Raw genomic sequence first — 13,420 nt, forward strand, 5'->3', positions numbered from 1 at the left:
CGGCCGGGTCACGGATAGCATCGCGCTGCGATGGGTTCTCTCGCTGCTGTCGCCGTGTTCTGTGGATCCAGGACCGGGACCCGTCCGGTCTACGAGGAGACCGCTCGTGCCTTCGCACGGGTCTGCGTGGATCGTGGGCTCGCGCTGGTGACCGGTGGCGGGTCGGTCGGGCTGATGGGCGCCGTGGCCGACGCCGCGCTCGATGCCGGCGGGAAGGTGATCGGCATCATGCCGCAGTCGCTGATCGACAGGGAGTTGGCACATCAGGGTCTCAGTGAGCTGCATGTCGTCGACACGATGCACGAACGCAAGGCGGCCATGGCGCATCGCTCCCAAGCGGCGGTGGCCCTGCCCGGTGGTGCCGGCACGCTGGATGAGTGGTTCGAGTCCTGGACGTGGGGGCAGCTCGGCATCGACCCCTCCCCAACCGGGTTGCTGAACGTCCAGGGCTACTTCGACCACCTCCTGGCTCAAGCCGACCGCATGGCCGCCGACGGGTTCATGTCGCAGGCACATCGCGACATGCTGGTGGTCACGCGGGATCCGAGCGACCTCCTCGAGGCCCTGCTCGCCTACCAGCCACCAGCGCCGAAGTGGACGCGTTGAGTCCCACCTCGAAGGCCTCAGCCTTCTCGCGCGCCTAGACCGTGCGCGATCGGATCCCTTCGCCCTACGATCGCCGTAGTATTCATCTCGACGAGGTCAGCGCGACGCGGCGGAGGTGGCAGCACACATGAAGCGATCACGGCTTCATGGCGTGACACGGGCTGCGCTGATGCTGCTCCTTCTGACGGCCTGCGCCGGCGGCGGGGAACAGGAAGCTGCGGTCTCAGAGGATCCAACCGCCGGGCTCCGATCCTTCCCGCCCACGACCACACCCCCGGACGCCGGCGCCCCGATCCCGACGCCGACACCACTGGGGCCGACGGTCGAGAACGAGCCCTACCCAGCAGGTGGTGCCTTCTTCGCCGCCATACCGACCAGCTACGACCGCGACCCGACGGACACCGACGACCAGACCGTCTTCGACACCCAGGGTGGCCAGTTCAGGATCACGACCGGGGACCGCACCCTCAACCTGGCTGACGGCCGCGCCTTCGATGTCCCGGCCGAGACGCCAATCCACGGCAGCCAGTGCCTCTCCCTCCTGACGCAGGCCGAGATGGACTTCCTGGTCGGCATGCCGGACGCCACCCCGGAACTGGCCGCCAACTACGGCGCCACGGACCCGTGTGGCGTCTACGGCATGGTCGAGGGCACGACGGTCAGGTGGCTCGAGTTCGAGCAGGTGCACAACGACAGCGATGCGGGGTTCGAGGAGCTGATCCCACTCGGGGGTGAGATCCGCGCTGTGAGCGAGGAGAGCTTCGTGTTGACCGACGGCCTGGTCGTGCCCCGAGCCGAGGGGTTCACATTCGACTGCTTCTTGGACGGCACGTTGGAGGAGGTGCTGGAGGAGGGCGCATTCATTGGCGTGAGCACCGCTCCGGGAGCCGATGGCGCCGTGTTCGGTGGCTGCTTCGGTGTCGACTAGATCGAAGCCGCCGGACGCCTCGGCCGGTCAGTATCTCGCAGATTCACCCTAGCCAAACAACCGTTTGGTAAGTTAGGCTGCGGCGACCCCTCCGAGCCGAGGGGCTGACACGAAAGGACCGACGTGCTCTTCACCCAGTTGTTGCTGAACGGGGTGGCCATCGGCGCAGTCTACGCCCTGACAGCCCTCGGCTTCGTGCTGGTCTTCAAGGCCACGTCGGTCCTCAACTTCGCCCACGGCGCGTTCCTGATGGTGGCCTCGTACCTGACCGTCACGTTCCTCGGCGTCTACGAGTTGCCGTTCCTGGTCGGCCTGGTCATCATCGTCGTGCTGCTGGCAGGCCTCGGCGTCGTCCTCCACTACGGGCTCATGCGGTTCATGATCGGCCAGGCCTTCTTCAGCGTCGTCCTGGTCACCGTCGGCCTCGAGATCCTCATCCGAGCCGTCCTCCTGATCTTCTACGGCCCGCTGCCACGAGGCCGGGTCGACGACCTGCCGACCGGCGGTGTCGAGCTGTTCGGCGGCGTCAACGTCCCCTACGTCAACATGATCATGGTCGCCGCCGCCGCGATCGCCGTCGCAGTCTTCCTTCTGTTCTTCAAGCGGTCGCGGGTGGGCCTGCAGATGCGTGCGGTCGCAGAGAACCTCGAAGCTGCCGCTGCCATGGGCATCGACCCCAACAAGGTCTACGCCGCAGCGTGGGCCATCGGCCTCTCACTGGCCGCCGTCGGCGGCGTCCTGTACGCCCACTTCACCCCTGCAATCGACCTCGAGTTGCAGGTCATCGGCCTCCGCGCATTCCCCGCCGCCATCCTCGGCGGCATCGACTCCATCGGCGGCGCCATCGTCGGCGGATTGCTGGTCGGCATCGTGGAGAGCGTCGGCGCCGGCTACCTGGGTGCCGAGTTCCGCGACGTCATCGCCTTCGGCATCATGTTCCTGGTCCTGCTGTGGCGGCCCTCAGGCCTGTTCGGCACGCGCGAACTGGTCCGGGTCTGAGGCGGTCGCGATGAGTGGCAAGTACACCACCGACTACCGGCAGGACATGCGCCTGCTCCGCACGACGTCCCAGCGAGCCATCGCGGGCGTCCTCGCCGTCCTCGCCCTCCTCCTCCCATTCGCGCTCGAGGCCGACATCAGCCCACCGCTCGACTTCCCCTGGGCGGCCTGGTTCGCCGCCATCAACCTCGCGTTGATCGCCAGCGTCGGCGCGGCCGCCTTCAACCTGTTGCTCGGCTACACCCACCAGATCAGTGTGGCCCACGCGGCATTCCTGATGCTCGGCACCGTCGTCGGCGCGACCATGGGAACCCTCTGGGGTGTCAACTTCATCGTCGTCCTGCTGGCCTCACTGGTCGCCGGCGCACTGATCGGTGCCATCGTCGGCCTGCCCGCCCTGCGGTTCAGAGGCCTCTACCTGCTGATCGCCACCTTCGGTGTGCACTTCTTCTTCTTCCTCGGCTACAAGAAGTTCCAGACCACCTACTTCGGATTCAACGCGATCACCTTCGACCCGCCGCAGCTCCCGGCGTGGCTGCACGCACTCCCGTTCATCACCCCCGACGACGACGGGATCTTTGCGATCAGCGGGAACTTCCGCTGGTACTGGGTCCTGCTGCCGATCGCGATCCTGTCGATCCTGTTCATGAACAACGTGATCCGGACCCGCGAGGGCCGCTCGTTCATGGCGATCAAGGAGCACGACGTCTCCGCCTCGCTCATCGGCATCAACGTGACCCGGGCGAAGTTGCTGGCCTTCTCCCTCTCCTCGGCCTTCGTGTCGCTGACCGGCGTGCTCGGCGCGTACTACATCGGCGCGCGGGGTGAGGACTCCTTCCCCTTCCAGGTCGTGCTGTTCTACGCGATCATGATCATCGTCGGGGGGTTCTCGACGATGCAGGGCGCGGTGTTCGGAGCGTTCTTCTTCTACATGACGCCGGTGTTCTTCGACTGGGTCCGCTCGGACGTTCCAGGCATCTCCTCCATCACCCTGCTCCAGCGCTACGCGAACGAGACCAACCTGGCCATCTTCGGAATCCTCATCATCGTCGTCCTGGTCGCCAGACCCACCGGCCTGTCCGGCATCTGGCAGCGGATCCGCCAGTACTTCGCGACCTGGCCGTACAGCACATGAGCACGACATCAGCCCGGGCGGGCGCCAGCACCACCAGCCCGAGTGCCGGGACCGACGGCCTCGCGATCAGAGGGCTCGAGGTGGTCTACAACAACGCCGTCGTCGCCCTTCGCGGGGTGTCGCTGTCGGTGCCGGAGGGTGGGTTCGTCTCCGTCCTGGGAGCCAACGGCGCCGGCAAGACCACGTTGGTACGCGCCATCACCAATCTGCTGTTCGTCCACGACGGTCGTGTCCGTGATGGGTCGGTGACCTACGGCGGGCAGTCCCTCCTGGACGCCGGTGCTCGCGCCGTCGTCCGGGCCGGCATCTGCCAGGTCCCCGAGGGCCGGATGCTCTTCCCGCGGCTCACGGTCGATGAGAACCTGCGTGTCGGGGCCAGCACCCGCAAGGTGACGGCGGCCGACGTCGCCGCCGAGCTCGAACACGTCTACGAGGTCTTCCCACAGATCGCCGACCGTCGCGACGAGAAGGCGGGGTTGATGTCGGGTGGGGAGCAGCAGATGGTCGCGGTCGGTCGGGCGCTCATGGCCAAGCCCCGGCTGATGATCTGCGACGAGTTGTCCCTCGGGCTGGCACCCCTGATCGTGAAGGACCTGTTCGAACTCGTCTCCCAACTCAACCGTGAGGAGGGCATGGGCGTCCTCGTGATCGAGCAGAACGCGCGCGTCGCCCTCCAGCACTCCAACTACGGCTACGTGATGGAGACCGGCAAGGTCGTGGTGGAGGGAACCTCCGCCTCACTCAGCGAGGACGACTACGTGCAGGAGTTCTACCTGGGTGGAGCGGGGGAGGCGAAGGACGCCTACGAGGAGCTGGTCGCCCGCTACCGGAAGGGGAACGGCTCGTGAGCGGCCAGACCATCCTCAGCCTGCACGACGTCACCGTGCAGTTCGGCGGCCTCAAGGCCTGCGACTCCGTCACCGTGGATGTCCAGCGGGGCGAGCTCTTCGCACTGATCGGCCCCAACGGCGCGGGCAAGACCACGCTGGTCAATGCCATCACGGGCGTGTACAGCCCCAACGAAGGGTCCCGCGTCAGCTACACCGACCCCGATGGCACCACCCATGACCTGATCGGCCGCAAGCCCCACCAGATCGTCCGCACCGGCCTGGCCCGCACGTTCCAGAACCTCGGTCTGTTCCCCGGGCTGTCGGTGCTCGACAACCTGATGCTCGGCCGGTACATCCATCAGAAGGTGGGCGTGATGTCCGGTGGGCTGTTCACCCGCGGAGCGGTGAAGGAGGAGGTGGAGGCGCGCGAGGCCGTCGAACGGGTCCTCGACCTGCTCGAGATCCCCGAGTACCGCTGGGACGCGGTCGGCGAGCTGCCCTACGGGCTGCAGAAGCGGATCGAGTTGGGGCGGGTGCTGGCGATGGAGCCGGATCTGCTCCTGCTGGACGAACCGATGGCCGGCATGACCACCGAGGAGAAGCAGGACGTCGTCCGGTTCATCTTCGAGATCAGACTGGCGCTGGGCGTCACGGTCCTGCTGATCGAGCACGACATGGCCGTCGTCATGTCCATCGCCGATCGGGTGATGGCGCTCAACTTCGGCCAGCAGATCGCGCTCGGCACCCCTGCCGAGGTCCAGCGCAACCACGACGTCATCGAGGCCTATCTCGGAGCTGAGGGCTGATGGCCGGGACCGCACCCTCCGTCCTGCACTTGCTAGCCGAGCGAGCGGCGAGCGCGCCGGATGCCGATGCCCTGCTGGTCAAGCGGTACGGCCGCTGGGAGCCGCTGTCGATCGCCACGGTGTTGCGCCGGGTTGCGGCGCTGGCACACGGCTTCGCCGAGGCTGGGGTGGGACCTGGCACGGTGGTCGCGCTCGTCATGCGGCCGCACGCCCAGCGGATCCTGACCGACCTGGCGCTGCAGGCCATCGGCGCTCCGGTGGTCGGGATACCGACGGGGATGCCCGAGGACCAGATCGCCCACCTGCTCCGCGACAGCCGTGCCACCTGGGTCGTCGTCCAGAACCAGCACCTGGCCGACATCGTCCTGCCGCTGGTCGAGTCGGGTCAGGCCGGCGACGTGGAGCGGATCGCCTACGTCGACGCGGCTGGCGTCCAGGACTACGGCAGCCCGTTGCTGACCCCCTTCGCGGGCATCGAGGCGGCCGGTACGAAGGCTGTGGCGGGCAACTCGGATGCCATCGCGGCGCTCCTGGCCGACGTCCGGCCTGACGCTGTTGCGGCCATCAACTACTCCTCGGGAACCACCGGACCGCCTCGCGGTGTGCTGTTGACCAATGCCAACCTGCGGGCGTCAACGCAGTCCACGATCCAGGCCCTGGGGTTGGCGGAGACGGACCGCGTCCTGTCATTCCGGCCGCTCTCCGACCCTGTCGAGCGGGGGGCGACGATCTTCCCTGCCCTGACCAGCGGGGCGCTGCTCGCCCTGCCCGAGTCCCGGGCCAGCGCGCAGACTGCCATGTGGGAGATCGCGCCGACCTACATCCACCTCACGCCGCGGTACATCAAGTCGATCGCGACCGGCATCCGGGTGCGGATGCAAGGCTCACGAGGACTGAAGCGGCGGGTCAGTCGCTGGTGGGTCAAGCGCTTCCAGGAGGCCCTCGAGGCAGACCAGGACGTCAGCCCGACCGCACTCTCACGTCGCGTCATCGGCTTCCCGGTCCTCGAGAAGTTGGGCCTGGATGCGGCACGGCACGTCGTGGTGTCCGGCAGTCGGATTCCAACCGAGGGGCTGGCGTTCTTCGCTGCTCTGGGGCTCACCGTCCGACCGGCGTACTCACTCACCGAGGTCGGCGGCTTCGCGCTGCTCCCCCAGGGCGCAACCGTCCGGCGCAACACCCTCGGCACGGCCGTACCCGGCCTGGAGACGCGCATCGACGGCCGGCAGCTGCTCATCCGTGGTGAGGCCGTCGCGGCGCACGCCCTCGAGTCCGATGGTGGCCGGGCCGCGCTGCTCGATCAGGACGGCTGGCTTGCCACCGGTGACGTCGCCATGGAGGTCGACGGTGAGATCGCCGTCCGCGGGCGGCTGGGCGACATGATCGGGGTGCACAGCGGCGAGGGCGTGAACCTGATGGAGATCGAGGCATCCCTCACGGCCTCGCCCTACATCCGTGAGGCCATCCTCACCCCCGATGGGGACGACCTGATCCTCACGCTCGAACCTGAGGGTCGAAGCCTGGGTCGCTGGGCCACCCGCAACGGCGTGGAGTACACGACCGAGCGGTCACTCCTCGATGATGAGCGGATCATCAGCCTCTTGCACCGAGCGGCCGACACGGCGCTCGAATCCTTCGGGAGCCTGCCCATCACCCGGACGCACATCCTCACACTGCCCCTCGCCGTTGCCGACGGGACGTTGACCCTGAACGACAAGGTGCGGCGAAATCACGTCCGCGAGGCGCCGTTCAAGGCCGGCACTCGCGACTCCGTCGAGACGGACACGCCGCAGACACGCGAGTCGACCGGAGCCAAGTAGCCCGTGGACACCCTCGGCCGTCTGGTCACCGTCGAGGACGTCCGGCGCCGGGCTCGTCTTCGGCTGCCGCGCATGGCCTTCGAGTTCGTCGACGGGGGTGCCGGCGACGAGGTCACACTGCGGGCCAACCGGACCGCCTTCGAGCAGGTGTCGATTCAGCCGAAGGTGCTGACCGGCGTGTCCGACCGGGACCTCTCGGTCTCGGTTGTGGGACAGGAGCTGGCGCTGCCGCTGGTCTTCTCGCCAGCCGGGTTGCTCCGGGTCACTCACCCGGCCGGGGAAACGGCGGCCGCCGCAGCCGCCAGCGCAGCAGGAGTCCCGTTCACCTTGAGCACCGGGTCAAGCCGTTCCATCGAGGAGGTGGCGCAAGCAGGCGGGGATGGGTTGCGCTGGTTCCAGCTGTACTTGTGGAAGGACCGGGCGGTCGTTGAGGGCTTGTTGGACCGGGCAGCTCGCGCCGGCTACTCCGCGCTCGTACTGACCGTCGACGTACCGGTCGTCGGGCAGCGCGACCGCGACATCCGCAACGGCATGACCCTGCCGCCCCGTCCGAACCTGCGGACCGCGCTCGACACCGCATGGCGGCCGTGGTGGTGGTGGCCGGTCCTCACGGGAGAGCCGATCACGTTCGCCAACTTCACCGATCTGGGCCTGGGAGAGTCGGTGACCGAGCTCGGCCGGTTCGTCAACACCGCCATGATCAACCCCGAGCAGTCGTGGGCGGATGTGGCATGGCTTCGCGAGCAGTGGACCGGCCCGATGCTGGTGAAAGGCATCCTGCGAGCCGAGGACGCGAGCCGCAGCGTGGACTGCGGTGCCGACGCCGTGGTGGTGTCGAACCACGGCGGCCGGCAGTTGGACGGCGCGCCGGCGGCCTTCGCCGTACTGGACGAGGTCGTCGGGGCCGTGGGTGGTCGGGCTGACGTGATCCTGGATGGCGGCGTGCGCCGCGGCGCCGACGTGGTCAAGGCGCTGGCGGCCGGAGCAGCGGCCGTCATGATCGGGCGGCCCTACGTCTATGGGCTGGCGGCGGGCGGTCAAGCGGGAGTCGCTCGTGTGCTCGAGATCTTGAGTGGCGAGATCGACCGGACCTTGGCGCTGACCGGCTGTCGCCGCGCCCGCGATCTGGATCGCAGCTTCCTGCTCGATGCTCGGTTGAACTCCCGGCAATCAGCCGTTGACGGTGCCCGATCGACCCCCCTATGATCCGGCTAGTAGCCAACCAAACAACCGGTTGGTCAAACGAGTCGAGGAGACGACCGATGCTCAAGAGAAAGATGCATCTGCTGGCCCTGTTGGCAGTGTTTGCCCTGATCGCCGGCGCCTGCAGTTCCGGCGACGATGGGGACGACGGGGGTTCCGACGACACAGAAGAGACCTCGGACGACGGCGGCGATGACGGCGGGGATGATGCTGCCGCGGACGACGGTGGCGATGACGGCGGTGACGACGGGGCCGACGACAGCGGTGACGAGGGCGGCAGTACGGCGGAGGTCCCCGACAACCCCGACGTGGGTGTGGAGTCCGACGTCATCCGCATCGGCTGGATGGGTGACGCCACCGGACCGACCGCCTCGGCGCAGGCCTTCAACCTGACGGGCGCGGAGGCAGCGGTCGCCTGGTACAACGAGAACGGCGGTGTTCTTGGCCGACAGCTCGAGCTGGTGGTGAAGGACGACCAGTTCTCCGCCGAGACGGCAACCACGAACTACGCCTCTCTCACCCAGGACGACGGCATCATCGCGATCGTCCAGATGGGCGGCTCGCAGATCTCCACTGCGCTGATGGCCAACGTCGAGGAGGACGGCGTCCCGGTTATCAGCCTGCCCCAGACCATCGACATCCAACTCGATGTTCCGAGCGCCTACAACAACATCGCGCACTACGGCGATGAAGCCCGCGTGGCTGTGGCCTACGTCGGCGAGCAGCTCGGCAGCGTCGAGGACGCGGTCATGGCTGTTGTCCAGCTGGAGCTGCCTTCGGGTGATGAGTGGGATGTCTACATCCAGGACGCGTTGGAGCAAGGCGGCGGAACCTACGCCGGACGCGTGTTGCTGAACCCGGGCTCACCTGACTATGCGGGCGCGGTCACGCAGATCCAGGAGCTGATCAACAACGACGGCGTCAACTACCTCGCCATCCACGGTGCGCCGTCCCACGGCCTCGGGTTCGTGACGGAGATGGTCGCCAACGGCATCGACACGCCGATCGTCGGCATCCACGGCATGGCAGGTGGTGCGATCTACCAGGAGGGTCCACCGGAGGCCGCCGACCTGATCCGCGGCGTGCACTCCTTCCTCCCGGCCACGAGTGACTGCGAGACCTGTGAGGTCATCCGTGAGTTCGTCGCCGGAACGGAGTGGGAGGACGACATCATCGAGCTCAACTTCTCCGACGGCTGGCAGGACATCATGATCACCGTCCAGGCCATGGAGCGGGCTGCTGAGGCAGATGGCGAGCTGACGTGGGAGACCATGAACACGGCGCTGAAGTCTGCCCCGTTCGACACCGGCGGCCTGACGTGTGAGGTCGACTGGACCACGAGTCAGCACAGTCCCTGTGCGGCACCGTTCGAGTGGACCGGTGACAGCCTCGTGGCGGTTGGCGGCTTCGATGCCTACAGCGACGCCATCGTCGAGGAGTACGGCCTGCTGGAGAGCTGAGGGGTCTCCGCGAGCGACGGATGGGCGGGACCGCACTGGTCCCGCCCATCATCACGTCCGCTGTTGCTTGGGGTGGTTGTCCTCGACCCAGCGGCGGACCGATCCCGGACAGCGGACTGCTCCTCGGGTGAGGTCGTGTGGATCGGTTCAGCCGCCCGACGTGATCTTCGGGGCCTCCCTGATGCCGCGGCTGGTGAGTTCGTCGGCGATTCGCTCGCGGAGCACGTACTTCTTGACCTTCGTCCCCGACATGGGCCACTCGTCGACGAAGCGGACGTAGCGCGGAACACGGAAGGTCGCGATCTGACCCCGGCAGAACTCGACCAGCTCCTCCTCCGTCAGCGCTGCGCCCGGCGCCAGTTGCACGAATGCCGCCGGCACCTCCCCGTACCTGGTGTCTGGCGCAGCTACGACGTTGACCATGGCGACTGCCGGGTGACCGATGAGGAAGCCCTCGACCTCTGCGGCCGCGACGTTCTCACCGCCGACCTTCAGCATGTCCTTCAGCCGCGAGACGAAGGTGACCCGGCCTTCGGCGTCGACGGTCCCCATGTCCCCGGTGTGGAAGAACCCGAGGTCGTCGAACACCTCGGCTGTTCTGTCCGGGTCGCGGAAGTAGCCGTCGAAGGCGTTTGGGCCGCGGTAGCAGATCTCGCCCAACTCGCCGGGTTCCACCGTCTGACCCGTGACCGGGTCGACGGCCCTCACCTCCATCCCCGGCATCGGGTGACCACCGGTGGTGATCCGCTGCTCCAGAGCATCGTCCGGCAGCGCGAGTGAGAGGAAGGCGCACGCCTCGGTCTGCCCGAAGCAGTTGACAACCGACGCGTCTGGATGCGCCGCCTGCACCTTTCGGAGCCGCTCGGGAACGCCGACGCACAGGACGATCCGAAGTGCCGTTGCCTCGGCGTCGAAGTCGTCGTGACCGATCACGGGCAGCCAGATCGTCTCGAACCCCGGCAGTGCGATGGTGCAGCGCTCGGCGACCAGCTGAGCGACCACCGCAGTTGGGTCGAAACGGCCGGAGTGGACGTAGGCGCACCCGCCGTACAGCGACCCGATCGCGAAGGCGATCCCACCGATGTGGAACAGCGGCAGGACGGTCCAGATCCGGTCCTCGTCCGTCAGGGCCATCCGCTGGACCGTCCCCTGGCCATAGCGGCAGAAGGCCTCATGGCTGATCAGCGCCCCCTTCGGCGCCGCGGTCGTACCGGAGGTGTAGACGACGAGCGCAGCATCTCGTATCCGCACGGCAGCGGCGCGTTGCCGAAGCGTCGCGTCGTCGATGGCGTCGCCGGCGGCCTCGAAGTCCGTCTGGGCCTGGAAGGCGCCGCTGGGCGTGTCGCCGAGCACCACCAGTGTGGTGAGGTCGGGGTAGTCCTCCCCCTCGATCAGATCGCCCAGCAGGGTGAGGAAGTCGGTGGCTCCGGGGCCGGACTGCGTCGGGGCCGTGACGAGCACCCGGATGCCCGCGTGTCCGATGACGGTGCGCAACTCGAAGGCCTTGAAGCGGTTGTTGATCGGCACGGCCAACGCCCCGACCTTGGCGGCGCCGTAGATGATCGCCAGGGCCTCCGGGCAGTCGTGCAGCATGTAGCCGACCCGGTCTCCGTGCTCGACACCGGCGGCGATGAGCCCCTTCGCCATCCGGTCCGATGCTGCGGCCATGTCGCCGAAGGTCAGTCGTCGGTCCGGGAAGACGATGGACTCGCCGTCGGGGTCCTCGTGGGCGCGACGGTCGACGAGGTCACCGATCGTCGTGGCTTCGATCCAGGTTCGGGGTGTGGTGATCATGCTCTGGCTCCGGAGATGGTTGAGGACGGTCGTGCGATGTGGACGCGTGCGGCAGGTCGGGCGTCAGCCCTCCAGGACTCGAGCGAAGGCCTCCTCCAGCCACTCGGCTCGAACGTTGCGGTTGACCGGTATGTGGGCGAGCAGCGGCCCGGTCAGGTCGGCGGCTCGTGCAGCCAGGTCGTCCAGCGCGTCGATCGAGTCGACGAGCACGGCTTGCGCACCCAAGCGGGCGGCAACGCCGGCCAGGTCGACGGACGCGAACAGCGACTGCTCGTCGGGGAGGTCGAGCATGCGCAGGAAGTGCATCTCGGCGCCGTAGGCCCGGTCGTCGAACACCAGGATCAGCATCGGTATGCGCGCTCGGACCGCGGTGTCGAGGTCTCCCAGGCTCATCATCAGCCCGCCGTCGCCGATGGCGAGGACCATCAGCCGGTCGGGGCTGCCCACGGCGGCCCCCATGGCCGTGCCGAGCCCCAGGCCGACGGCGCCGAAGTCCAACGCGAAGGCGAAGGCGTCAGGACGTGGCACCGAGAGATACCCGGCGGGGAAGCCGCAGAAGTGACCGCCGTCGGTGACCACCGAGCGGCGTCGGGGCAGGAGGGCGTCCAGCCGAGCGCACACCGTTCGGGGGTCCAGGCCGTCGGGTCCGCTGGCGTCCTCGTGGGCCGTGGCCAGGTCGAAGGTGTCCAGCCGTCGTCGGATCTCGGGGGTGCGGTAGCCGGTGGTGGTGGCCGGCAGCCGGTCGAGGAGTGCGGCGGCGGTGGTGGCGGCGTCGCCGACCAGGCCGACTTCGGCGGGGGTGTAGGCCCCGATGGCCTCGGGGTCGATGTCGACGTGAATCAGCTGGGTTGGTGGCCGGAAGAGATGGCCGGCCTTGTTGGTGAAGGAGTTGACGCTGGCACCGAGGACCACGACGACGTCGGCGTCGGCGATCAGTTCGGCGCCGAGCGGCGTCGCGAGGCCGCCGCAGATGCCGACGGACCAGGGGTGATCATCGAACCAGCTCTTGCCAGGCAGGGACGTTGCGAGCAGGGCGCCGATCCGGTCGGCCAGGGCCACCGCCTGTTGCTTGGCGCGGCTTCGGATGGCGCCGCGGCCAGCCAGGACGACCGGGCGCTGGGCGGAGCGGAGGAGTTCGACGGCAAGGTCGAGGGCTCGGGAGTCTGCGTGGCCCCCACCTGGGTCAGGTTCCCCGCGAGGAGGTGAGGTTCCCCGCGACGAGGTGAGGTTCCCCACCCGGGGCATAGGGGTGCCGGGGACCTGATCGGGCTCAGGAGAGGTGGCGGTCCAGCCCCTGTCGCCCAGGACTTCGGCCACCGACGGTCCGGAGTACTGCTCGTCCTGCACGTCGGTCGGCATCGAGATGGCGACCGGACCGGGTCGGGTCAGGGCCAACTCGATGGCGGCGGCAACATCGGCGGCGGCCGTGGTCGCGCCGAACGACTGCACCGGCACCCCGGCCGCGGCGAACAGGGCGTCCTGATCGCAGTCTTGCGGAAGGCCCGGTACGGCGTTCGGTGTGTTGCCGGCCAGCAACACGAGCGGCGTACGAGCCTTGCGAGCCGATATCAGGGCCGTCAAGGCGTTGGTCACCCCCGGCCCCTGTGTGACGGTGCAGATCCCCACACGCCCGCTCATCCGGGCGTACCCGTCGGCCATGGCGATGGCGGCCGACTCGTGTCGGGTCCCGATCACACGGACCCCGAGCTGGCTGGTCAGGTGGGGGATGAGGCGCAGGTTCCCATCGCCCATGAGCCCGAAGACGTCGGTGACGTCGTGGGCGACCAACGTCTCCGCCACAGCCTCGAAAACCTTCATGGGTGTGCCGACCCTCTCTGT

The 13,420-nt window shown here is 68.0% G+C and carries 11 protein-coding genes; 9 read left to right on the forward strand and 2 right to left on the reverse strand.

Annotated features, from left to right (window positions below; all coding sequences use genetic code 11):
- Window positions 1-30 precede the first annotated feature (30 nt).
- The 9 genes from C1746_RS07770 (at window position 31) to C1746_RS07810 (ending at window position 9,787) form a co-directional block, all read left to right on the forward strand.
- The gene (locus tag C1746_RS07770) at window positions 31-606 is read left to right on the forward strand and encodes an LOG family protein (protein WP_116714058.1); all 576 of its coding nucleotides are present in this window, start codon (window positions 31-33) and stop codon (window positions 604-606) included.
- Between the two features lie 127 nt (window positions 607-733).
- Window positions 734-1,534, forward strand: a complete 801-nt coding sequence (locus C1746_RS07775; protein WP_162867510.1) for a hypothetical protein — start codon at window positions 734-736, stop codon at window positions 1,532-1,534.
- Between the two features lie 123 nt (window positions 1,535-1,657).
- Complete coding sequence (locus C1746_RS07780) at window positions 1,658-2,533, forward strand: branched-chain amino acid ABC transporter permease (protein ID WP_116714060.1); 876 nt, start codon at window positions 1,658-1,660, stop codon at window positions 2,531-2,533.
- 10 nt (window positions 2,534-2,543) lie between these two features.
- Window positions 2,544-3,668: a branched-chain amino acid ABC transporter permease gene (locus C1746_RS07785; protein WP_116714061.1), complete on the forward strand. Its 1,125-nt coding sequence runs from the start codon at window positions 2,544-2,546 to the stop codon at window positions 3,666-3,668.
- Window positions 3,665-4,516, forward strand: coding sequence for an ABC transporter ATP-binding protein (locus C1746_RS07790; RefSeq protein WP_116714062.1), 852 nt, complete (start codon window positions 3,665-3,667; stop codon window positions 4,514-4,516). The genes C1746_RS07785 and C1746_RS07790 overlap by 4 nt, the downstream gene beginning before the upstream one ends.
- Complete coding sequence (locus C1746_RS07795; protein ID WP_116714063.1) at window positions 4,513-5,304, forward strand: ABC transporter ATP-binding protein; 792 nt, start codon at window positions 4,513-4,515, stop codon at window positions 5,302-5,304. The genes C1746_RS07790 and C1746_RS07795 overlap by 4 nt, the downstream gene beginning before the upstream one ends.
- Window positions 5,304-7,124, forward strand: coding sequence for an AMP-binding protein (locus C1746_RS07800; RefSeq protein WP_116714064.1), 1,821 nt, complete (start codon window positions 5,304-5,306; stop codon window positions 7,122-7,124). Before C1746_RS07795 ends, C1746_RS07800 begins: the two co-directional genes overlap by 1 nt.
- Window positions 7,125-7,127: 3 nt before the next feature.
- Entirely contained in the window at window positions 7,128-8,330 is a 1,203-nt protein-coding gene (locus C1746_RS07805; RefSeq protein ID WP_116714065.1) for an alpha-hydroxy acid oxidase, read from the forward strand.
- A gap of 56 nt (window positions 8,331-8,386) precedes the next feature.
- Window positions 8,387-9,787 (forward strand): ABC transporter substrate-binding protein, encoded by a 1,401-nt coding sequence (locus C1746_RS07810; protein WP_162867511.1) that lies wholly within the window; start codon window positions 8,387-8,389, stop codon window positions 9,785-9,787.
- Window positions 9,788-9,934: 147 nt separating this feature from the next.
- Here the strand turns inward: C1746_RS07810 and C1746_RS07815 are convergent, their stop codons facing one another.
- Both C1746_RS07815 and C1746_RS07820 read right to left on the reverse strand, forming a co-directional pair.
- Window positions 9,935-11,581 carry an AMP-binding protein gene (locus C1746_RS07815; protein ID WP_116714067.1) on the reverse strand — a complete coding sequence of 549 codons (1,647 nt, stop codon included), beginning with the start codon at window positions 11,579-11,581 and terminating at the stop codon, window positions 9,935-9,937.
- A gap of 63 nt (window positions 11,582-11,644) precedes the next feature.
- Window positions 11,645-13,399, reverse strand: a complete 1,755-nt coding sequence (locus C1746_RS07820; RefSeq protein WP_116714068.1) for a thiamine pyrophosphate-binding protein — start codon at window positions 13,397-13,399, stop codon at window positions 11,645-11,647.
- Window positions 13,400-13,420: the final 21 nt, after the last annotated feature.

This window comes from Euzebya tangerina, from assembly GCF_003074135.1.
GTDB lineage: Bacteria > Actinomycetota > Nitriliruptoria > Euzebyales > Euzebyaceae > Euzebya > Euzebya tangerina.